This window comes from Pseudomonas persica, assembly GCF_900291015.1.
GTDB lineage: Bacteria > Pseudomonadota > Gammaproteobacteria > Pseudomonadales > Pseudomonadaceae > Aquipseudomonas.
This window is the reverse complement of sequence record NZ_OLKL01000020.1, coordinates 13,269-34,780: the sequence shown is the minus strand read 5'-3', so window position 1 is coordinate 34,780 and position 21,512 is coordinate 13,269. Positions and strand designations below refer to the sequence as shown.

The 21,512-nt window shown below is 66.6% G+C and carries 16 protein-coding genes; 14 read left to right on the top strand and 2 right to left on the bottom strand.

Annotation, left to right across the window (positions count from 1 at the left end; translation table 11 throughout):
* Nucleotides 1-99: 99 nt before the first annotated feature.
* The 3 genes from FQ664_RS10425 (at nt 100) to FQ664_RS10415 (ending at nt 2,901) form a co-directional block, all read left to right on the top strand.
* Nucleotides 100-960 carry a CAP domain-containing protein gene (locus FQ664_RS10425; protein ID WP_144171846.1) on the top strand — a complete coding sequence of 287 codons (861 nt, stop codon included), beginning with the start codon at nt 100-102 and terminating at the stop codon, nt 958-960.
* 226 nt (nt 961-1,186) lie between these two features.
* Nucleotides 1,187-1,969 carry an aldolase gene (locus FQ664_RS10420; RefSeq protein WP_144171845.1) on the top strand — a complete coding sequence of 261 codons (783 nt, stop codon included), beginning with the start codon at nt 1,187-1,189 and terminating at the stop codon, nt 1,967-1,969.
* 44 nt (nt 1,970-2,013) lie between these two features.
* On the top strand, nt 2,014-2,901 hold the full coding sequence (locus tag FQ664_RS10415) for a dihydrodipicolinate synthase family protein (RefSeq protein WP_144171844.1): 888 nt from the start codon (nt 2,014-2,016) through the stop codon (nt 2,899-2,901).
* A 37-nt stretch (nt 2,902-2,938) separates the two neighbouring features.
* On the opposite strand, the gene pdxR is transcribed toward FQ664_RS10415, so the two are convergent.
* Nucleotides 2,939-4,450 (bottom strand): MocR-like pyridoxine biosynthesis transcription factor PdxR, encoded by a 1,512-nt coding sequence (pdxR, locus tag FQ664_RS10410; protein WP_144171843.1) that lies wholly within the window; start codon nt 4,448-4,450, stop codon nt 2,939-2,941.
* A 102-nt stretch (nt 4,451-4,552) separates the two neighbouring features.
* On the opposite strand from pdxR, the gene FQ664_RS10405 reads away from it, so the two are divergent.
* Both FQ664_RS10405 and FQ664_RS10400 read left to right on the top strand, forming a co-directional pair.
* On the top strand, nt 4,553-5,767 hold the full coding sequence (locus tag FQ664_RS10405) for a benzoate/H(+) symporter BenE family transporter (RefSeq protein WP_144171842.1): 1,215 nt from the start codon (nt 4,553-4,555) through the stop codon (nt 5,765-5,767).
* 59 nt (nt 5,768-5,826) lie between these two features.
* Nucleotides 5,827-7,023, top strand: a complete 1,197-nt coding sequence (locus FQ664_RS10400; RefSeq protein WP_144171841.1) for an MFS transporter — start codon at nt 5,827-5,829, stop codon at nt 7,021-7,023.
* Between the two features lie 122 nt (nt 7,024-7,145).
* Here the strand turns inward: FQ664_RS10400 and FQ664_RS10395 are convergent, their stop codons facing one another.
* Nucleotides 7,146-8,453: a DUF2235 domain-containing protein gene (locus FQ664_RS10395; protein ID WP_144171840.1), complete on the bottom strand. Its 1,308-nt coding sequence runs from the start codon at nt 8,451-8,453 to the stop codon at nt 7,146-7,148.
* Between the two features lie 230 nt (nt 8,454-8,683).
* Between FQ664_RS10395 and FQ664_RS10390 the strand changes: the two genes are divergently transcribed.
* The 9 genes from FQ664_RS10390 (at nt 8,684) to FQ664_RS10350 (ending at nt 21,473) form a co-directional block, all read left to right on the top strand.
* Nucleotides 8,684-9,643, top strand: a complete 960-nt coding sequence (locus FQ664_RS10390; RefSeq protein WP_013971644.1) for an AAA family ATPase — start codon at nt 8,684-8,686, stop codon at nt 9,641-9,643.
* 4 nt (nt 9,644-9,647) lie between these two features.
* The gene (locus FQ664_RS10385) at nt 9,648-10,592 is read left to right on the top strand and encodes a DUF58 domain-containing protein (protein WP_144171839.1); all 945 of its coding nucleotides are present in this window, start codon (nt 9,648-9,650) and stop codon (nt 10,590-10,592) included.
* Between the two features lie 13 nt (nt 10,593-10,605).
* Complete coding sequence (locus FQ664_RS10380; protein WP_085625249.1) at nt 10,606-11,100, top strand: DUF4381 domain-containing protein; 495 nt, start codon at nt 10,606-10,608, stop codon at nt 11,098-11,100.
* Complete coding sequence (locus FQ664_RS10375) at nt 11,093-12,169, top strand: vWA domain-containing protein (protein WP_144171838.1); 1,077 nt, start codon at nt 11,093-11,095, stop codon at nt 12,167-12,169. The genes FQ664_RS10380 and FQ664_RS10375 overlap by 8 nt, the downstream gene beginning before the upstream one ends.
* Nucleotides 12,166-13,884 (top strand): vWA domain-containing protein, encoded by a 1,719-nt coding sequence (locus FQ664_RS10370; protein ID WP_144171837.1) that lies wholly within the window; start codon nt 12,166-12,168, stop codon nt 13,882-13,884. Before FQ664_RS10375 ends, FQ664_RS10370 begins: the two co-directional genes overlap by 4 nt.
* On the top strand, nt 13,881-15,515 hold the full coding sequence (locus FQ664_RS10365) for a BatD family protein (protein ID WP_144171836.1): 1,635 nt from the start codon (nt 13,881-13,883) through the stop codon (nt 15,513-15,515). The genes FQ664_RS10370 and FQ664_RS10365 overlap by 4 nt, the downstream gene beginning before the upstream one ends.
* 488 nt (nt 15,516-16,003) lie before the next feature.
* On the top strand, nt 16,004-17,242 hold the full coding sequence (locus FQ664_RS10360; protein ID WP_144171835.1) for an exonuclease SbcCD subunit D C-terminal domain-containing protein: 1,239 nt from the start codon (nt 16,004-16,006) through the stop codon (nt 17,240-17,242).
* The gene (locus FQ664_RS10355; protein ID WP_144171834.1) at nt 17,239-20,883 is read left to right on the top strand and encodes an AAA family ATPase; all 3,645 of its coding nucleotides are present in this window, start codon (nt 17,239-17,241) and stop codon (nt 20,881-20,883) included. The genes FQ664_RS10360 and FQ664_RS10355 overlap by 4 nt, the downstream gene beginning before the upstream one ends.
* Nucleotides 20,880-21,473 (top strand): glutathione S-transferase, encoded by a 594-nt coding sequence (locus FQ664_RS10350; RefSeq protein WP_144171833.1) that lies wholly within the window; start codon nt 20,880-20,882, stop codon nt 21,471-21,473. The genes FQ664_RS10355 and FQ664_RS10350 overlap by 4 nt, the downstream gene beginning before the upstream one ends.
* Nucleotides 21,474-21,512: the final 39 nt, after the last annotated feature.

Sequence of the window (21,512 nt, the reverse complement as noted above, 5' to 3'; positions counted from 1 at the left end):
AATTTGTCCCCGCTGCTCGTGAACCTGTGTTGAGGCGCACAGTCTTAGCCGAGCCCTTCAATTGGCCTTACCGCCGTTATCCACCAGAGCCGTTCGCCCATGCGCCAAGCTGCCCGCCGCTCCCCCTTCGTCTCGCTCTGCCTCCTTCCTTTGTTCCCCCTGTTCGTCAGCCCCGCCCATGCCAGCGGAGAAAGGCAACTGGTAGCGGCCATCAACGACTACCGCGCCCAGCCACAGCGCTGCGAAAGGCGCATGATTCGGGGCTCGACGCCGCTGGTGTTGAAGTCGAATCTGGCGTTGCCGGTCGGCTACGGCGATGGTTTGCGGGAAGGGTTGAAGGCTGCTGGTTACCAGGCAGTGAAGGTGCGGGCCATCCGCCTGGTCGGCGCGCAAGATGCCGAGGAGGCCTTTGACATGCTGCGCAGCGACTACTGCACAGCCTTGCTCGATAGCCAATATGCCGATATCGGCGTCAGTCGCTCGCGCAGCGAGTGGCGGGTGCTGCTGGCGCGGCCCTTGCTCGATGCTCAGCTCGGCGATGGGCGGTCCACGAGCAAAGCGTTACTGGCACAGGTCAATGCAGCACGGGCGAAGCCGCGCCTGTGCGGTCGCCAGCGCTTCGCCGCTGCACGCCCGCTGACTTGGAGCACCGCCCTGGGAACAGCAGCGCAGCGACACAGTCGGGCGATGGCCAACGACAATTTTTTCGCGCACCGCGACCTCGACGGTGACTTGCCCGCAGACCGGGCGTGGGATGCCGGCTACCGTGGGCGGCAGATCGGCGAGAACATTGCCGCAGGCCAAGGCTCAGCGAGCAAGGCGATGGCAGGCTGGCTGGCCAGCCCCGGGCATTGCGCCAATCTGATGAACCCGCTGTTTACCCAGGTGGGTGCAGCCTTTGCCGAGAACTCGCGTAGCGATAACGGCGTGTACTGGACGATGCTGTTCGGCGCACCTTGAGAGGACACGCGCCAGCCCTCTGACCAGGGCTGGCCTGCCGATCTTTGCCTGCACCACCTCTGACAACCCCGCCGCACCTGCACCCACCGCACAGTCCAGATGCCTGGTGTGGGCGATGACACATCGCTTGCTTATGACACTATGTGTCATTATCATCACCAATGTGTCCTGACGACGCCCCGCGCCGCTCAGCAATCCATCGCCCTTCACCGTGCAGGTAGCGCCCATGACGACCACCATGCAGACCCCCAAGGACCAACTGGTCAAACTCGCCCAGCAGCAGATGCTGACGGCGCTGGCCGACAACACCTACACCCCGCGACAGAAACTCGCCCTCACCTGCCGCATCCTGTTCGACGGCGGCCACGACTCCGGCCTGGCCGGGCAGATCACCGCACGCGCACAGGAACCCGGCACCTACTACACGCAACAACTCGGCCTGGGCTTCGACGAAATCGCGGCCTCCAACCTGCTGGTGGTCGACGAAGACCTCAACGTGCGGCAAGGCCGCGGCATGGCCAACCCGGCCAACCGCTTCCACAGCTGGTTGTACCGCGCACGCCCCGACGTCAACTGCATCATCCACACCCACCCGCTGCACAGCGCCGCCTTGTCGATGCTGGAAGTGCCACTGGCCATCTCGCACATGGACCTGTGCCCGCTGTTCGACGACTGCGCGTTCCTCAAGGAATGGCCCGGCGTACCGGTAGGCAACGAAGAAGGTGAAATCATTTCCCGGGCGATCGGTGACAAGCGCGCGATTCTGCTTTCCCACCACGGCCTGCTGATCGCCGGCCGCTCGATCGAGGAAGCCTGCGTGCTCGCCCTGCTGTTCGAGCGCGCAGCAAAGATGCAACTGCTGGCCATGGGCGCCGGTGCCATCCGCCCCATCCCGGATGCCTTGGGCAAGGAAGCCCACGACTGGATCTCCACCCCCAAACGTCATGGCGCCGCCTTCAGCTACTACGCGCGCCGTGCCTTGCGTGCCCATGGCGACTGCCTGGGCTGATCGAATTTGTAATCTTTCCCCAACAACGGCAGAGGTGCCTGGTTATGTCTACACCTGTAATTCGCGGCGTTATCGGCTACACCATCACTCCCTTCACCGCAGACGGCACGCCCGACCTGGATGCCCTGGGCACGTCCATCGACCGCCTGATCGCCGACGGCGTGCACGCCATCGCACCACTGGGCAGCACCGGCGAAGGCGCCTACCTGTCCGATAGCGAATGGGAAACGGTGGTGCGCTTCAGCCAGGCACGCATCGCCGGCCGCGTGCCCAGCGTGGTCAGCGTCTCCGACCTGACCACCGCACGCACCGTGCAGCGCGCCCGCCTGGCCCAGGCATGCGGCGCCACGGCGGTGATGGTGCTGCCCATCTCCTACTGGAAGCTCACCGAAGCCGAAGTGGTCGCCCACTACAAAGCGGTGGGCGCGGCCATCGACATTCCGGTCATGCTCTACAACAACCCGGGCACCAGCGGCACCGACCTGTCGGTGGAGCTGATCCTGCGCATCCTTGACGAAGTGCCCAATGTGACCATGGTCAAGGAAAGCACCGGCGACATCCAGCGCATGCACCGCCTGTTCAAGGCCACCGATGGCCAGGTGGCCTTCTACAACGGTTGCAACCCGCTCACCCTGGAAGCCCTGGTGGCCGGCGCCACCGGCTGGTGCACCGCCGCGCCCAACCTGATCCCGGCGCTGAACCTGGCGCTGTGGGACGCGGTGCAGCAAGGCGACCTGGCTGAAGCCCGTGCGCTGTTCTACCGCCAGTACGAACTGCTGGAGTACATCACCCGCCGTGGCCTGCCCACCACCATCAAGGCCGGTTTGAAGATGCTCGGCCAGGATGTCGGTGCTCCACGCCTGCCCCTGCAGCCGCTGGATGCGCAAGGCAGCGACTATCTGAAAAGCCTGCTGGTAGAGCTGGCCAACTGACCACGACAACTGCCCGGCGGCGTCCTGCTGCCGGGCCTCACCGCAACAGCTTTGCGCCCTCTTGGCTGGCCTCGACCTGGCGCAATACCTTCGCCAGTTTCGCCACCGCCATCGCCAGCTCGCCCGGGGTATGCGCCGCAAACCCCATCAACACTCCCGCCTCCCCCCTCGACGACGCATACAGGGCACTGAGCCCCAACAGGTCTATGCCTGCTGCCTGCGCCGCCTTCACCACCTGTTCTTCAGGCATCGGCCTGGTGAAAACACAGGGCATCTGCATGCCACCCGCCGGCACGCGCGCGACAAGAAAGTCGGACAACTGCGCCTGCACCAGCGCCGCCAGGGCATCGCGGCGCTCGGCATAGATCGCCCGCATCAAACGCACATGGGCACCGAAGTGCCCGCCTTCGATAAACCTGGCCAGGGTCAGTTGTGCCAACGAAGCCGTATGCCCGTCCTGCAACGTCCGCGCTGCGGTCATCGGCCCGACCAGTTGCGGCGGCAAGACCATGTAGGCAATGCGCAAGCCGGCGAACAGGGACTTGGTGAACGTGCCGATGTAAACCGTCCGGTCGTGGGCATCCAGGCCTTGCACGCACGCGGTGGGTCTGCCGGCATAGTGAAACTCGCTGTCGTAGTCATCCTCGATGATCCAGGCGCGTTGTTGCCGCGCCCACTCGATCACCGCCAGACGCCGGTCCAGGGACAGGGTCACGCCAGTGGGGAACTGGTGCGAAGGAGTCAGGAAAACAGCCCTGGCATGGGGGGCCAACCGTGGGATCTGCTCGACCTGCATGCCGTCCGGGTCCACGGCCACGGCAATACAATGCAGGCCAGCAGCAATCAGCGCCTTCCTGGCGCCATGGTACGCCGGGTCTTCGATAACCACCTGGTCGCCCGCATCGGCCAGTACGTGGGCACACAGGCTGAACGCCTGCTGCGAACTGGTGAGGATGAGCACGCGCTCGGCCGTGGCCTGGGCGCCACGTTCAAGATTGACGTAATCGGCAATAGCCCGCCGCAGTGGCCCGGTGCCTTGCGCGGCACTGTGCTGCAGTGCCTGGATGCCATGTTCCCTGAACACCTGTCGCTGCAGCTTTTCCCAGACCTGCAACGGGAAGTTGCGTGTTTCGGCCACCCCCGGCGCAAACGGGCGCGGGACGAAGAAGTTATGCACCCCGCCCTCCTGGCACAGCGCCTGGCCACGGCGGCTGAGCGCTGGCGGCTCGTCCGGGGCTTTCACCCTCCGGCCCCGGGCGCGCGCCGGTAGGTGCTGCGCACGGGGTGAAACGAAGCTACCACTGCCCACCCGGCGCTCGATGAAGCCTTCGGCGTGCAACTGGCCATAAGCGGCCTCGACCGTGTCCCGCGACACAGCCAGCGAGGTCGCCAGCGCACGGGAGGCGGGCAAGGCCTTACCCACGGGCAATGCCCCTTCGAGAATCAGCTGGCGTATCGCCCGCTGGATACGTACGTGCAAGGGCTGCGACCCGCGCGCCGGGTCGCCGATCCGGGCTTTCACCGACTCCAGCTGTGCATGTTTGAACATTGGTATGGTCAGGTATCGAAAAGTGGCTGGGCAATACCGGCCATTCTAGCGCTATAAAAACCGGGCTTTCCAACCCTATGTGCCAGAACACCGGAGGCCCCCGTGAACACGCCTGCACACACCGTTTCAACCCCGCTGCGGCTGACAGACATCCTTCACCCCATGGTGGCGGGGATCGTCTCGGTCATCGTCAATTATGGCGGCACCTTCATCCTGGTGTTCCAGGCCGCCAAGCTGGCCGGGCTGAGCCCGGAGCTGACCTCATCGTGGGTCTGGGCTGTTTCGATCGGCGTCGGCGTCAGTGGCCTGGCCCTGTCCTGGTACAGCCGCGAGCCGGTGATCACCGCCTGGTCCACACCGGCCGCTGCGTTCCTGGTCACGGCGCTGGCCAGCGTGCCCTACAGCGAGGCCATCGGTGCCTACCTGCTGTCGGCCGCCGGCTTCGTGATACTGGGGCTGACCGGCTACTTCGAGCGCCTGGTGCGGGTCATTCCCGGCGGGATTGCCGCCGGGCTGCTGGCGGGTATCCTGTTGCAGTTCGGCATCGGTGCATTCGGCGGCCTGTCGGTCGACCCCGCGCTGGCCGGGCTGCTGATCGCGGCCTATGTGACGTTCAAACGCTTTACCGCCCGCTATGCCGTGGTAGGCATTCTGCTGCTGGGCCTGGGCTACCTGCTACTCCAGGGCCAGCTGGGCCTGGCAACGCTCAAGCTGGAATTCGCCTCGCCGTTGTTCACCGCGCCCACCTTTTCCCTCAACGCCGCCCTGAGTGTGGCCCTGCCGTTGTTCCTGATCACCCTCACCGGCCAGTACATGCCCGGCATGCTGGTGCTGCGCAACGATGGCTTCAAGACCAGCGCCAACCCGATCGTGGCGGTCACTGGCCTGGGGTCGTTGCTGATGGCACCGTTCGGCTCGCACGCCTTCAATATCGCTGCCATCACCGCCGCCATCTGTACTGGCAAGGAGGCCCACGAAGACCCGGACAAACGCTGGGTCGCGGGTATCGCTGCCGGTGTCTGCTACATCCTCGTGGGGGTGTTCGGAGTCACCCTGGCCAGTGTGTTCATGGCCCTGCCGGCCACCTTCATCACCACTTTGGCCGGCCTTGCCCTGCTGGGCACCATCGGCACCAGCCTGGCCAGCGCAATGGTCGATGCCCGTTCGCGCGAAGCGGCACTCATCACTTTCCTGGCGGCGGCGGCCAACATCAGCCTGTTTGGCATAGGCGGAGCGTTCTGGGGGCTGGTCATCGGCTTGCTGGCCTATGCCGTACTGAACGGCCGACTCCCCGGTTTCAGCCACTCTCCCCGGTAAGCGGGCTTTCCAACACCCTGCCGTGCGCCAGGTGCGCACGCCCTGCAACAGGTATCGACATGCCCAAAGCTGGCCCCAAGCTTCTAAGCCAAATTGCTGCCGTGCACTTCGTCAGCCATGTGCACATCATGCTGATCCCGGCGCTGCTACCCGTGCTCCCCGACTTGCTGGGGGTAGGGTTCGTCGAACTCGGCGTGGCCCTGGCCGTGTTCAACATCGTCTCCGCCCTGGTGCAGGCGCCGCTGGGCTATGCCGTCGACCATTACGGTGCGCGCAAGGTGCTCAAGGCAGGCTTGCTGCTAGGCAGCCTCAGCTTCCTGCTGGTGGCTGTCAGCCCCGGCTATACGCTGCTGTTGGTGGCGATGGCCATGGCCGGCCTGGCCAATGGCGTGTACCATCCGGCCAACTATGCGCTGCTGGCCAACGGCATCGAACAAGGCCGCCTGGGGCGGTCGTTCTCGATCCATACCTTTGCCGGTTTCCTCGGCTCGGCGGTAACGCCAGCAATGGTTCTTGGCATTGTTGCCGTGTTCGGCACGCAGGCAGCCCTGGCGGCAGGCGCGGCAGTGGGGCTTGCCGCCTTGCTGTTGATATCGGTGCCAGGCAGTGGCGTCTATCAAGTCGCCAGGCCTGGACTCACAAGTAGCGCTAGCGCCACAACAGCTCGTGTACGACTGTTCACGCCCATGCTCGGGGTGCTGACTGTGCTGTTCATGTTGCTCAACCTGAGCACCAGTGCCATCGAGAAGTTCTCCGTAGCCGCGCTCGTCCAGGGCCAAGGTCTGACCCTGGCCTGGGCCAACACGGCGCTCACGGCGTTTCTGCTCGGCAGTGCCGTGGGCGTGCTATGCGGTGGAGCCCTGGCTGACCGGACCCGACGTCATGGCCTGGTGGCGGCATTGGCCTTTGCCCTGGCCGCGGCGTTGACGGCGCTGGTGGCCCTGGGGCTGCTTCGGGGCTGGGGGTTGGTCGTGGTGCTGGGTGCCATTGGCTTGCTGACCGGGGTCATCGCCCCGTCGCGGGACATGCTGGTCAAGGCGGCAGCACCGCACGGGGCCGAGGGCAAAGCCTTCGGGCTGGTCTCGACCGGCTTCAGCATCGGCGGCGCACTCGGGCCGGTGGCCTTTGGCTGGATGCTAGACCAGCGCCTGCCTACTGGAGTCTTCGTGGCGTCGATCGCGTTCATGCTGCTGACGGTGCTGCTGACCCTGGCGCAGGAAGCGTATTCGGTCAGGAAACGTCGACACCCTGCATAAACCCTGGGGCTGCGTTGCAGCCCTGTCGCCGGCAAGCCAGCTCCCACCTCGATCGCACTGCCCTCAAGGCCTGTGCAGTACCTGAGGGCTGGCTTGCCGGCGATGAGGCCGGTACAGGCTGATCAAGCTGCCGGGTTCGCATGCACCACCCGCCCACCTGCAGCCGGCCGATTGACGAACAGCACGTCCAGCACACTGCCGTGCAACCCCTTCAACGCATTCCAGTTCGCTGACGCATGCACGTACCTGTCGCGCAACCATCGCTGTTCATCCTCGGTCAACCCAGGCTGTTCGCATTCACCCAGGGCAAACGCATGCAACTTGCGGCTGATGCCCAGCAGTTCATCCGGCAGCCGGTGCTCGGCCTGCCCGCCCAGTTGCGCAAACGGCACACCAGCCCGCACCGCCAGCTCCCGCATGATGCTCAGGTACACCCGGGACAGCTGCCCCGCCACTTTCCGTTCGCGGTATACCGCCGCATATACCTGTTTTTGCGCCTCACGCGGCCGGCCACCGGCAATCGGAACCTCCCACGCCAGCACCCGCGGCCTGGGCACGCCCATTTCGCCAAACGACGACGCCAGCAACGCACTGACCGAGGCATGCACACGAGTGTGCTCGGCGCGCATGCCCAGCGGCACCCGCTGAGACTGCGGCTTGCACAGTAGCACCTGCTCCTGCGTGGTATCCGGGTAACCCCCGCCAATGTTCGAGTGCACGCCCGGCAACACGATGTCATGGCCACTGCGCACCAGCGGGAAGTTGTGCCGCTGCTCATCCGCCGCCACCAGCTGCACCACTTGCCGGGCTATGCCCGCGCCCAGGCCCAGGCGCAAGCCACCATTGCGGTCATCGGCGGGGTCAAAGTCTCCCTGCAGTGGCGCGATGATCGCCGCCACCGTGTCGAACAGGCCGATGAAGTTGATCTCGATGCCACAGGGCACAGCCAACAGCCTGCCACCGCCATCATGCAGCAGGTTGGCCAGATGCCGCACCGCCGCCGCGCCGCGGCTGAAACCGAACAAGTCGAACTCGACTCGCCCGACCCTTGCCTGTGGATGCGCCTGGCGCCAGTCCCGCAGTTGCCCGGCAATCCCCGCCAAGGCCTCGGCGACCCGCGCCTCGGCCCCCCTGCGCCCACGCCCGGTGACGGAGGCATAGGCATGATCCGCCTCGCCCGCCAGGGTGCCCACGCCTTCGACATAACGCCTCAGAAACGCCATGGTCCCATCAGCATTGGCCCCCTGCGCCGGATACAGTGCATGCAGCAGGGCCACATTGCTCAAGGCATTGGCATAACTGCCCCCCTCGCCCCCCGGTGCATCCACCGGCAGCACATTGTTCAGGTTGTTACCGGTGCCATCGAAGAACACGCCAAAACGCAGGGTGACCGGCGTAATGCGTGCAGTGCTACAGCTGTTCAGGTCCATCGTCGTGCCTCCTGCTCGCGCAAAAAGCACAAGCAGGCGCCAGCACGCCGCAGCGGAACATCAGCCAATGGCCAGCCATGTGCAGGACATTTCCGGACCTGCATGGCCCCCGGCAAGGATAAATTTCCCTACCGCCATTGGTCGCCCCCCCCCGGATGGATTAAAGTATCACCCCTTGCCAGGGCGGCTGCCTCCAGCCGCCTGCGGCCCCATACCAGGAACCGTCACCGATGGAACACCGTGAAGCGCTGATCGCGCTGCGCACCTTTCTTTCTTCCCAGATCCTAGGCCAGGAGAAACTGGTCGAGCGGCTGTTGATCGTGCTCCTGGCCGACGGCCACATGCTGGTCGAAGGGGCGCCGGGCCTGGCCAAGACCAAGGCCATCAAAGAGCTCGCCGAAGGCATCGAGGCGCAGTTCCATCGCATCCAGTTCACCCCCGACCTGCTCCCGGCCGACATCACCGGCACCGAAATCTATCGCCCGGAAACCGGCAGCTTCGTGTTCCAGCAGGGGCCGATCTTCCACAACCTGGTGCTGGCCGACGAAATCAACCGTGCCCCGGCCAAAGTGCAGTCCGCGCTGCTCGAAGCCATGGCCGAACGCCAGGTCAGCGTGGGCCGCAGCACCTACGACCTGTCGCCGCTGTTCCTGGTCATGGCCACGCAGAACCCGATCGAGCAGGAAGGCACGTACCCGCTGCCCGAAGCCCAGCTCGACCGCTTCCTGATGCACGTAAAGATCGGCTTCCCCGACGCTGCGGTAGAGCGGCGCATCCTGTTGCAGGCCCGTGGTGAAGCGCTGGGCGGCGAGACCAAGCCCGAGCGCCGGGTCAGCCAGCAGGCCATCTTCGCCGCCCGCAAGGAAATCCTCGGCCTGTACATGGCCGACGCGGTGGAGGAATACCTGGTGCAACTGGTGATGGCCACCCGCACCCCGGCCAAGTTCGACGCCGAACTGGCCGACTGGATCGCCTACGGCGCCAGCCCGCGTGGCTCCATTTCGCTGGACCGCTGCGCGCGCGCCCACGCCTGGCTGGCCGGGCGCGATTTCGTCAGCCCCGAAGACATCCAGGCGGTGCTGTTCGACGTACTGCGCCACCGCATCATCCTCTCGTTCGAGGCCGAGGCAGCGGGGATCGACCAGGACCGCGTGGTCCAGCGCATCCTCGACGTCGTCGCCGTTGCCTGAGCCCATGCCCACCGCATCGCTGACCGAACCCGGCATCCGCATCGGCCTTGCCGAGCTGATCGACATGCGCCACCGCGTGCGCGAAATCCAGCTATTCTCCCGGCCCGGCCAGCGCAGCCCGCTGGTGGGCCTGCACCATTCCAAGCTGCGCGGGCGCGGCGTGGACTTCGACCAGGTGCGCGTGTACCAGGCCGGCGACGATGTGCGCAACATCGACTGGCGGGTCACTGCGCGCACCCAGGAACCGCACACCAAGCTGTTCCACGAAGAGCGCGAACGGCCAATCTTCATCCTCGTCGAGCAGAGCCAGCGACTGTTCTTCGGTTCGGGGCTGATGTTCAAGTCGGTACTGGCCGCCCAGGCTGCGGCGCTGTTCGGCTGGGCCGCGCTGGGCCACAACGACCGCATCGGCGGGTTGGTGTTCGGCGACAACGAACACCACGAAATCAAGCCCCGGCGCAGCAAGCAGAGCCTGCTGCAACTGCTCAACCGCCTGGCCAAGGTCAACCAGGCGCTGCACACCGAAGCCAGCCCCGGGGCTGACAGCCTCGGCCTCGCCCTGCGCCGCGCCCGCGAAGTGCTGCGCCCCGGCAGCCTGGCCATCGTGATCTGCGATGAACGCTCGCTCACCGCCCAGGTGGAGCAGCACCTGGCCATGCTCTCGCGCCATTGCGACCTGCTGCTGATGCCGGTGTCCGACCCGCTCGACCACGCCCTGCCCGCCGCCGGCCTGCTGCGCTTCGCCCAACGCAGCGCGCAGCTGGAGCTCGACACCCTGGACGCCAACCTGCGCCAGGCCTACCGCCAGCAAGCCGAAGCACGCATCGAGCGCTGGGAGCTGATGGCGCAAAAGCTGCGCGTGCTGCTGATGCCACTGAGCACCCAAAGCGAAATGATCGAGCAACTGCGCGAATACCTGAACGCCCAGCGGCCACGGAGTGCGTCATGAAGGGCAGCGGCCGATGAACCCGCTTGACCAACTGCAGCCGTTGATCGCCCCCGCGCCGATCGGCCTGTGGCCACCGGCGCCCGGCTGGTGGCTGCTGCTGGCCGTGCTGCCGCTGCTGGCCTGGGGCCTATGGCGGGTGCGCCGCTGGCGCCCGGGCAAACGCCGCATCGTGCGTGCCGAACAACCATTGGACCCGGTACGCGTGGAAGCGCTGGCCGAACTGGCCCGCCTGCCGCGCCCCTATGATGGCGCCCCGGCCGGGGCCTGGCTGCAGCAGATCAACGCCCTGCTCAAGCGCTTGTGCCGCAGCCACTACCCGGGCGCCAACAGCCATACCCTCAACGGCCGCCAGTGGCTGGCGTTTCTCGACAACCGCTGCCCGGCCGCCGGTCTGACCCGCTGGATGGTGCTGGTCGAAGGCGCCTACAAACCCGAGTGCAAGCTCGATGACAAGGCCATCGCCGGGCTCAGCCAGGCCGTCGAAACCTGGATCCGCAAGCATGTTTGAACTGGCCTGGCCGTGGGTCTTCGCCCTGTTGCCGTTGCCGTGGCTGGCGCGCCTGGTACTGCCGGCCGCCGACAGCGGCGAACCGGTGCTCAAGGTGGGCTTCCTCAACGAACTGGAAGGCCTGGCCGGGCGCCGCGCGCGGCTCAACCTGCCGACCTGGCGCCAGCAGGCGCCCTTTGTCATCATCTGGCTGTTGCTGCTGTGCGCCGCCGCCCGCCCGCAATGGCTGGGCGACCCGGTGCCAGTGGCTGCCAGCGGCCGCGACCTGCTGGTGGCGGTGGATGTGTCCGGGTCGATGGACTTCCCCGACATGCAGTGGCAGAACGAAGACATCAGCCGCCTCGATCTGGTCAAGGCGCTGCTCGGCGACTTCCTGCAGGACCGCGAAGGCGACCGCGTGGGCCTGATCCTGTTCGGCAGCCAGGCCTACCTGCAGGCCCCACTCACCTTCGACCGGCGCACCGTGCGCACCTTCCTCGACGAAGCGCAGATCGGCATCGCTGGCAAGAATACCGCCATCGGCGACGCTATTGGCCTGGCGGTCAAGCGCCTGCGCCAGCGCCCGGCACAAAGCCGGGTGCTGGTGCTGATCACCGACGGCGCCAACAACGGCGGGCAGATCCACCCGCTGACCGCCGCCCGCCTGGCCGCCCAGGAAGGCGTGCGTATCTACACCATCGGCATCGGCGCCAACCCCGAGGCCAGTGGTACCCCTGGCCTGCTCGGCCTGAACCCGAGCCTGGACCTGGACGAAGCCTCGCTCAAGGAAATTGCCGACATCACCCACGGTACCTACTTCCGCGCCCATGACGGTGCCGAACTGAACGCCATCGGCGACACCCTCGACCAGCTCGAACCCGTGGCCCAGCAGCCGACCCAGGCGCGCACGGCCAAAGCCCTGTATGCCTGGCCCCTGGCCCTGGCCCTGCTGCTGAGCGTGCTGCTGGTGGTGGCCGTGCAATGGCCCGACAACCTGCTGCAGCGCCTGCTGCGCAGGCCGCGCTTCCTGCAACCGCACCCGGAATGGCGCCAGCGCCTGAAACGCCTGCGCCTGAGGAGGCGGCGATGATCGAACTGTGGCCCGAATGGTTGCGCCCGCTATGGCTGCTGGCCGTGCCCCTGCTCGGCTGGCTGCTGTACAAACTGTGGCACCGGCGCAAGCGCGCCGGGCGCTGGCAGTTGATTCTGCCGCCGGCGTTCCATGGCGTACTGCTAGGCGGTGGCAGCGGCAGCACCAGCAAGCTGCCGTGGGTGGCGCTGGGCCTGGCCTGGGTGCTGGTGATCCTGGCCCTGCTCGGGCCCAGTTGGCAGCGCGTGGAAGAAAGCCGCCAGCGCCCGGCCGACCCGCTGGTGATCCTGCTCGAACTGACCCCTCGGATGCTCGCCGAAGACAGCCCGCCCAACCGCCTGGAACAGGCGCGGCGCAAAATCCTCGATCTGCTGGAACAGCGCCGCGACAGCCAGACCGCGCTGGTGGTCTATGCCGGCTCCGCGCACACCCTGGTGCCGCTGTCCGATGACCTGGCCACCAGCCGCAACCTGCTCGAGGCGATCGACCCGTCGATCATGCCCAAACCTGGCCAACGCGCTGACCTGGCCGTGCAAAAAGGCCTGGCCCTGCTGGCCCAGAGCGGCCTGGGCCAGGGCCGCCTGCTGCTGATCGGCTCTTCGCTCAGCGCCCCGGAGCGTCAAGGCATCGCCCAGGCCCTCGGCCGCCAGGGCCCGAGCCTGCTGATGCTGGGCATCGGCAGCCGCGAAGGCGCACCGGTGCGCCAGGCCAACGGCGAATACCTCAAGGACGACCAGGGCGGCATTCTGTTGCCGCGCCTGGACAGCGCCAGCCTCAAGGGCTTCATCAGCGGCACCGGCGGGCGCTACCGGCATGCCCGTATCGACGACCTCGACCTGCGTGGCCTGGGCCTGTTCGACAACCCGCGCGCCGGGCGCAATGACGGCCAGACCCTGCAACTGGACAGCTGGGCCGACCAGGGTCACTGGCTGCTGCTGCCGCTGTTGCTGCTGGCCGCCTGTGCCGGCCGACGCGGCTGGCTGTTCTGCCTGCCGCTGCTGCTGGCCCTGCCCCAGCCTAGCCTGGCCTTCGAGTTCAACGACCTGTGGTTGCGTCCCGACCAGCAAGGCCAGCGTCTGCTGGAGCAAAACCGCCCAGCCAGCGCCGCGCACCAGTTCCAGGACCCACAATGGCGCGGCATGGCCCTGTACCAGGCGGGCGACTATACCGCTGCCGCCGAAGCCTTTTCCCAAGGCGACACGGCCGCCGCCCACTACAATCGAGGCAATGCCCTGGCCCGCAGCGGTGAACTGGAAGCCGCCCTCGACGCCTACGAACAAGCCCTGGAACGCCAGCCCGACCTGCAGGCGGCGCTGGACAACCAGGCGCTGGTGCAGCAACTGCTGCAACAGCGCGAGGCCAAGGCCGAGGAACAACCGCCCGGCAACGATGCCCAAGGCACGCCCGGCAGCGAAACCGAAGGCAACAGCAGCTCGGCCAGCAGCCCGGCCCAGGGCACGCCCGGCAACGACGAACAAGCCAGCGCCGAACAGCCCGGCGAAGGCAGCAGCAACAGCCAGGTAGCAGCCGGCAACCAGGCCGGCGCGGATGACAGCGTCATCCAGCCGCCGCAGCGCCCGGTATCGACCAGCCTCGATGCCGAACAGCGCCAGGCCCTGGAACAATGGCTGCGGGAGATCCCCGACAACCCGGCGGAGCTGCTGCGGCGCAAATTCTGGTATGAACAGCAATTGCATCAGGAAAACCCACGATGAGTCGCTTCGGCGTCTTGCTCCTCACCCTGCTGTGGGCTGTGCTGGCCCACGCCGAACCGCTGCTGCAGGCCAGCGTTGACCGCACCCGCCTGGAGGCCGGCGAAAGCCTGGAGCTGACCCTGGAAAGCCAGGACGTCACCCAGTTCGGCAAGCCCGACCTGCGCGCCCTGGAGGGTGACTTCGAAGTGCGCGGCACGCGCCAGCTGAACAGCCTGCACAGCCTCGACGGCGAAACCCGCGCCAGCACCCGCTGGATCATCACCCTGCTGCCACGGCGCAGCGGCAGCCTGCGCATCCCCGAGCTGCAACTGGGCCAGTCGCACAGCCAGGCCATCGAGCTGCAGGTGCTGCAGGCCGACGCCAGCCGCCAGGACAGTGCCTCGCAGGTGTTCATCGAAGCCACGCTCGACAGCAACGAGGTCTACGTCCAGGCCCAGGCCGTGCTGACCCTGCGCATCTACCACTCGGTGGCACTGTACGACGACAGCAGCCTCAGCCCGCTGCAACTGGAAAACGCCAAGGTCGAACCGCTGGGTGAATCGCGCACCTATGAAAAGGAAATCAACGGCGTCCGCCATGGCGTGATCGAAACCCGCTATGCCGTGTATCCCCAGCAAAGCGGCACCCTCGACATCCCGCCGCTGACCTTCACCGCCACCGCCGCCGCCAGCCCGGACCAAGCCCCACAAGCCAACGGCGCGGCCCGGGCTGGCCACCAGGTGCAGGTCGGCTCACTGCCATTGCGCCTGGCCGTACGGCCGATTCCGCCGGCCTGGCCCGCTGGCGTGCCGTGGCTACCGGCGCGCAGCCTGACCCTGGAAGAACACTGGAACCCCGACCCTGGCAACCAGCAGGTGCAGATTGGCGACTCGCTGACCCGTAACATCACCTTGCGTGCCGAAGGCTTGTCCAGCACCCAGCTGCCGCCGCTGCCTGCCACCGAAATCACCGGCCTGCGCCGCTACCCCGATCAGCCGCTACTGCGCAACGAAATTGGCGAGCGTGGCATGATCGCCAACCGCGAAGAGCGCGAAGCCCTGGTGCCGACCCACAGCGGCGCGCTGGCCCTGCCGGTGCTGGAAGTGGCCTGGTGGAACACTCGCGAAGACCACCTGGAGCACAGCAGCCTGCCAGCGCGCACGCTGAACGCGCAGGACAACCCGGCGCTGAGTGCCGACACCCCGGTGGGCGACAACAGCAGTGTCAGCAACCTGCTGTGGCCGTGGCAGCTGGCCACCCTGGTGTTTGCCCTCACCACCGTGCTCGGCTTCGCCCTGTGGTGGCGCGCCCGCTCGCAACCAGCGGTGCTGCGCGCCGCGCAGGCCGGGCCAAGCCCGCGGACCTTGCTGGATGATCTCAAGCGCGCGTGCCAGGCCAACGATCCGCAGGCGACCCGCCAGGCGCTGGACGCCTGGGCTCGGCAGCAGCCGGAAACCCTGGCCGAGATGGCGGCGCGCTTCGTGCCGCTGTCGGATGCGCTGGATGGGTTGAACGGGGCGTTGTACAGCGAGAGTGGGCAGTATTGGCAGGGAGAGGATTTGTGGCGGGCGATCGGCACCATTCCGCCGGCTGAGCAGGTGTTGTTGCCAACTGGGGAGAATGGCAGCTTGCCGCCGCTCTATCCCAAGTAATCGGCTGCCCGTTCGGGCCTCTTCGCGGGCATGCCCGCGAACCCCGGCGCAGCCGGTGCCAACCACCACCACCCAGCGCCGTAAGACATGAGCATCGACCGGCCTCATCGCCGGCAAGCCAGCTCCCACAGGAATTGCACAAAGTTCAAGGGCAGCGCAGATCCTGTGGCAGATGGCCCCAGCCCTTTGGGCTGCGCTGTCGCATAGAGAACTGAATTCGCAAGCGGTCCGTGCATCCTGTGGGAGCGGCTTTAGCCGCGAAGAATCCAACGCGGTGCATGGCACCGGCTGCGCCGGTGTTCGCGGCTAAAGCCGCTCCCACAGGGGCCCTGCTAATTCAACGAGTTATGTGCAGTTCTATGAGAGCTGGCTTGCCGGCGATCGGGCCGCACAGCGGCCCCATGCTTGGGTTACCATACCGCCCTTGCGCAACGCCTATCACCCAAGCCAAGCCCTCGCTTGCTCGACTCGACACCAACAGGTCATCCATGCGTCTGTTTCATACCTCCGACTGGCACCTGGGCCAAAGCCTGCACGGCCAGGAACGCGACTTCGAACACGCCTGCTTCCTCGACTGGCTGCTCGGCCAGCTGCGCCTGCGCCAGCCGGATGCGCTGCTGATCGCCGGCGATATCTTCGACACGGTCAACCCGCCGGTCAAAGCCCAGGAGCGCCTCTACGACTTCATCGTCCAGGCCCACGAGCAACAGCCCAAGCTGGACATCGTGATGATCGCCGGCAACCACGACTCCGGCTCGCGCATCGAGCTGCCCGCCGCGCTCATGCGCCGCCTGCGCACCCATGCCCTGGGCCGTGTGCACTGGCTGGACGAGGGCCAGCTGGACGCCGAGCGCCTGTTGATTCCGCTGACCAACGGCCGTGGCAAGGTCGCCGCCTGGTGCCTGGCGCTGCCGTTCCTGCGCCCGGCCGAGGTGACCGGCCCGCAACTGGGCGACGACTACCTGCAAGGCATCACCCAGGTGCACCAGCAACTGATCGCCGCCGCGCAGAAAAAACGCAAGAAGGACCAGGCGCTGATCGCCATCAGCCACGCGCACATGGCCGGTGGCGCGGTGTCGGAGGACTCCGAGCGCAGCCTGATCATCGGCAACGCCGAGGCGCTGCCGGCCAAGCTGTTCGACAAGGCCATCAGCTACGTCGCCCTGGGCCACCTGCACAAGCCGCAGAAGGTCAACCGCGAAGAGCGCATCCGCTACAGCGGCTCGCCGATCCCGCTGTCGTTCGCCGAAATCAACTACCCGCACCAGGTGCTGGAAGTGGAGCTGGACGGCACCGGTCTGGTCAGCGTCGAACCGCGCCCGGTACCGCGCGCCGTGGCCCTGCAACGGGTCGGCCCGGCCCCATTGGGCGAACTGCTGCAGCAACTGACCGAGCTGCCAGTGATCGACCTGCTCGAAGACCCCAACCGCCAGCCCTGGCTGGAAGTGCGAGTGATACTGGACGAGCCGCAACCCGACCTGCGCCAGCAGATCGAAACCGCACTGGAAGGCAAGGCCGTGCGCCTGATCCGCATCAGCGCCGAATACGCTGGCCGCAACAACGCCGAAGACGATGACCTGGCCTTTGTCGAACTGGCCCAGATGACCCCGCAAGACCTGTTCAGCCGCGCCTGGGAGCAGGCCTATGGCAACCCTGCCGACGAACAGGCGCTGGCCGACTTCGCCCTGCTGTTGCAGGACGTGCAGCAGGAAGAGGAACAGCCATGAAGATTCTCGCCATCCGCCTGAAGAATCTGGCATCCCTGGCCGGCCCGGTCGACATCGACTTCACCGCCGAGCCGCTGGCCAGCGCCGGCCTGTTCGCCATCACCGGGCCCACCGGTGCCGGCAAGAGCACCTTGCTCGATGCCCTGTGCCTGGCACTGTTCGGCACCGTGCCACGGCTGAACGACATTGGCCGCGAAGCCAAGGTGCCGGACGCCGACGGTGAAATCCCCACCTCCGACCCACGCAACCTGCTGCGCCGCGGCACCGGCAGCGGCTTTGCCGAAGTCGATTTCGTCGGCATCGATGGCCGCCGCTACCGCGCCCGCTGGGAAGCCAACCGCGCCCGCGACAAGGCCAACGGCAAGCTGCAGCACAGCCGCCAGAGCTTCTACGACCTGGACAGCGAGCAGGTCCTGGGTAGCGGCAAGAACGAATACAAACAACTGGTCGAAGCCCGCCTGGGCCTGAACTTCGAACAATTCACCCGCGCGGTGATGCTGGCCCAGAGCGAGTTCGGCGCCTTCCTCAAGGCCGACGACAAAGAGCGCAGCGAGCTACTGGAAAAGCTCACCAATACCGCCATCTACACCCGCCTTGGCCAGCGCGCCTTCAGCAAGGCCCGCGAAGCTGGCGAGGCCCACAATGCCCTGAAGGAGCGTGCCAGCCACCTTCTGCCGATGGCCGCCGAAGCCCGTGCCGAGCTCGACCGGCGCCTGGAGCAGGCGCAGCAGCAGTTCAAGGCCGACCAGGCCGGCGAGCGCCAGCTGGAACAGCAACGCAACTGGCTGAACGAGCAGCGCCAGCTGCAGGCCCAGCACGCCGAAGCCGGCACCGCGCTGCAGGCCGCCGAACAGGACTGGCAACAACTGGCTGACCAGCGTCTGGACCTCGTGCGCCTGGAGCGCCTGGCTCCGCAACGCCACCAGTTCCACCGCCAACAGACACTGACCGCGCAACTGGCACCGGTGGCTGCGAAGATCGCCGAGCAACAGCAGCAGCAAGCCGAACTGCTGGTGCGCACCAGTGAGCTCGAACAGGCGCTGCACGCCGCGCGTCAGGCGCTTGCCGATAGCCAGGCCCGACACAGCGAAAACGCCCCTCGTCTGCGCCAGGCCTTTGCCGCCCAGGACAACCTGGCCCGCCTGGACCAGGAGCTGGCAGCGCAGCGCAGCGCCAGCCAACAGGCCGAGCAACAGGTCGCCGAAGGCCAGCAGCACCTGCAGCAGCTGGAAGACAACCAGCAGCGCAGCCTGCAGCAACTGGCGCAGATCGACGCCGCGCTTGCCGACAGCCAGCACCTGGCGGGCCTGGCCAATGCCTGGCACGCGTACCTGCCGCAACTGAAGCAGGTGATGCTGATCGGTGCCCGCCTGGCCAAGGGCCGTGAAGAACTGCCGGGCCTGCAAGCCCAGGCCAGCCAGGCCAATGCGCACTTGCAGGCCGAGCGCGATGCCTTCGAATTGCTGTTCCGCGAAGCCAAGGCCGAACCCCAGGCCCTGGCAGAGCAGATCGACCTGCTGGGTGGCATGCTGCAGGACAACCGCAAGCAGCAGCGCGCCGTGGAAGAACTGTCCCGCCTGCATGGCCGTGAACTGGAACTGCGCCAGCAGCTGGAGGCCGTGCGCCAGCGGCAACAGCAGGCCATGCAGCAACGCCAGCAGCTGATTACCGAAGGCACCGCCGCCAAGGCCGAGCTGGAAGCCGCCGAGCAAGCGCTCAACCTCACCCGCCAGTTGCTGGAACGCCAGCGCCTGGCACGTAATACCAGCGTCGAAGAGTTGCGCGGCCAATTGCGCGACGGCGAACCCTGTCCGGTATGCGGCAGCGCCGAGCACCCGTTCCACCAGCCTGAAGCGCTGCTGCAAAGCCTGGGTCGCCATGACCAGGCCGAGGAAGACGCCGCGCAGAAGCAGGTCGAAACCCTCAACAGCACGCTGGTGGAGCTGCGCACCCAGCTGGGTGTGGTCAATGCCCAGCTCAAGGACTACCAGCAGCAACAGCAGCAACTGGGCGAACAGCTGCAACCGCTGGTGGCCCAGGTGCAGGCGCACAGCCTGTGGCCTGCCCTCGCCCCGCAGGACGACAAGGCCCGCAGTGCCTGGCTCGACAGCCAGCTGCAGCGCCTGGACGACGAAATCGGCCTGGACGAGAAACGCCAGAGCGCCCTGCTCGCCCTGCAAAGAGATGCAGCCCGTCTCAACCAGCAACTGCAGGCCGCCCAGCAGGCGCAACAGCAGGCCCAGCGCCACCTGGAGCAACAGCACCAGGCCCTGGCCAGCGACGAGCAGCAGTTGCAGCAAGGCCTTGACGACCTGGCCGGCGTATTGCCCGAAGAGGCTCTCAAGGCCTTGAACGACGACCCGGCCAATGCTTTCCTCGCCCTGGACCAGCAGATCGCCCAGCGCTTGCAGCAACTGGAGCAGCGCAAGGACGAACAGGACGAACAGCAAGCCCGCCAGGCCCAGTTGGACAAACTACGCGACCAGCAACAGGCGCGCGTGCAGACCCTGCAGCAGCTGCAGCAGAAACGTGCCGTCCTCGACGAGCAGCGCCAACAAGCCCAGGCCTCGCTCGGCGAACTGCTTGGCGAGCACGCCAGCGCCGAAGCCTGGCAACAGCACATGGACGCCGCGCTGGAGCAGGCCCGCGCCCTCGACGCCGATACTGCCCAGCGCTTGCAGGACCTGCGCACCCAAGGCGTGCAACTGGCCAGCGAACTCAAGGCCAACACCCAACAGCAGCAGGCGCTGGACACCGAGCGCCAGCAGTTGCAGGGCCAGATCGCCCAGTGGCGCGGTGAGCACCCGGAGCTGGACGACGCCGGCCTGGATCGCCTGCTGGGCATGGATGACGCGCAGGTCAATGAACTGCGCCAGCGCCTGCTAAACGCCGAAAAAGCCATCGAACAGGGCCGCGTGCTGCTGCAGGAACGTGAACAACGCCTGCAGCAACATGCTGCGCAAATGACCGTAGACACCTCGGCCGACGCGTTGGAACAGGCCCTGACCGAACTGCGCGAACGCCTGGCCAGCCACGAGCAGCAATGCGCCGAACTGCGTGCACAGCAGGCCGATGACCAGCGTCGCCAACAGGCGCACCAGGCGCTGGCCGCGGAAATCGAGCAGGCCCATCAGCAGTGGCAACGCTGGGCTCGCCTGAACGCCCTGATCGGTTCGGCTTCGGGCGATGTGTTCCGCAAGATCGCCCAGGGCTACAACCTCGACCTGCTGCTACACCACGCCAACGCCCAGCTGCGCCAACTGGCCCGCCGCTACCGCCTCAAGCGCGGCGGCAGTGCCCTCGGCCTGCTGGTGCTGGACACTGAGATGGGCGACGAACTGCGTTCGGTGCACTCGCTGTCAGGCGGGGAAACCTTCCTGGTGTCGCTGGCCCTGGCCCTGGGCCTGGCGTCGATGGCCTCCAGCACGCTGCGCATCGAATCGCTGTTCATCGACGAAGGCTTCGGCAGCCTCGACCCCGAGTCGCTGCAACTGGCCATGGATGCCCTCGACGGCTTGCAGGCCCAGGGCCGCAAGGTAGCGGTGATTTCCCACGTGCAGGAAATGCACGAACGCATCCCGGTGCAGATCCAGGTGCGCCGCCAAGGCAACGGCCTGAGTGACGTGGAGGTGTGCGGGTGATCCTCTACTCGTTCCGCCGCTGCCCGTGGGCCATGCGCGCGCGCCTGGCCCTGCGCTATGCAGGCTGCGAAGTGGAGATTCGCGAGGTGGCGATGAAGAACAAACCGGCAGAACTGCTGGCCTTGTCGCCCAAGGGCACGGTACCGGTACTGGATACCGGTGCCGGGGTACTCGAAGAAAGCCTGGACATCATGCGCTGGGCGCTGGCGCAAAACGACCCGCAGGACTGGCGGCTACAGGCTGACCCTGTGGCGGCGCAGCAGGCTGAAACACTGATTACGCGCAACGACAACACGTTCAAGGCGCAGGTGAACCTGTACAAGTATGCCGAGCGCTATCCTGAGAATACCCGCGAGCATTACCGCCAGCAGGCCGAGGCGTGGCTAGCGGAGCTCGAAGGCCTGCTGGCAGGCAGGCCCTGCTTGCTGGCCACGCACCCGAGCATTGCCGACGCCGCGTTGCTGCCCCTGATGCGCCAGTTTGCCGGGGTCGAACCGCAGTGGTTCGCCGAGGCGGCTTATCCGCGGGTGCGGAGCTGGCTGGAGGGGTGGCTGGCTTCGGACCTGTTCAAGGCCGTAATGGCCAAATGAACCCTGTTTCCTGTACTGGCCCTATCGGCCAGCTCCCAC

Bases quoted from the DNA above. Each gene is read 5' to 3' on its own strand.
- FQ664_RS10425 (WP_144171846.1), top strand. From the start codon at position 100: ATGCGCCAAGCTGCCCGCCGCTCCCCCTTCGTCTCGCTCTGCCTCCTT.
- FQ664_RS10420 (WP_144171845.1), top strand. From the start codon at position 1,187: ATGACGACCACCATGCAGACCCCCAAGGACCAACTGGTCAAACTCGCC.
- FQ664_RS10415 (WP_144171844.1), top strand. From the start codon at position 2,014: ATGTCTACACCTGTAATTCGCGGCGTTATCGGCTACACCATCACTCCC.
- pdxR (WP_144171843.1), bottom strand. From the start codon at position 4,450: ATGTTCAAACATGCACAGCTGGAGTCGGTGAAAGCCCGGATCGGCGAC.
- FQ664_RS10400 (WP_144171841.1), top strand. From the start codon at position 5,827: ATGCCCAAAGCTGGCCCCAAGCTTCTAAGCCAAATTGCTGCCGTGCAC.
- FQ664_RS10395 (WP_144171840.1), bottom strand. From the start codon at position 8,453: ATGGACCTGAACAGCTGTAGCACTGCACGCATTACGCCGGTCACCCTG.
- FQ664_RS10390 (WP_013971644.1), top strand. From the start codon at position 8,684: ATGGAACACCGTGAAGCGCTGATCGCGCTGCGCACCTTTCTTTCTTCC.
- FQ664_RS10385 (WP_144171839.1), top strand. From the start codon at position 9,648: ATGCCCACCGCATCGCTGACCGAACCCGGCATCCGCATCGGCCTTGCC.
- FQ664_RS10380 (WP_085625249.1), top strand. From the start codon at position 10,606: ATGAACCCGCTTGACCAACTGCAGCCGTTGATCGCCCCCGCGCCGATC.
- FQ664_RS10375 (WP_144171838.1), top strand. From the start codon at position 11,093: ATGTTTGAACTGGCCTGGCCGTGGGTCTTCGCCCTGTTGCCGTTGCCG.
- FQ664_RS10370 (WP_144171837.1), top strand. From the start codon at position 12,166: ATGATCGAACTGTGGCCCGAATGGTTGCGCCCGCTATGGCTGCTGGCC.
- FQ664_RS10365 (WP_144171836.1), top strand. From the start codon at position 13,881: ATGAGTCGCTTCGGCGTCTTGCTCCTCACCCTGCTGTGGGCTGTGCTG.
- FQ664_RS10360 (WP_144171835.1), top strand. From the start codon at position 16,004: ATGCGTCTGTTTCATACCTCCGACTGGCACCTGGGCCAAAGCCTGCAC.
- FQ664_RS10355 (WP_144171834.1), top strand. From the start codon at position 17,239: ATGAAGATTCTCGCCATCCGCCTGAAGAATCTGGCATCCCTGGCCGGC.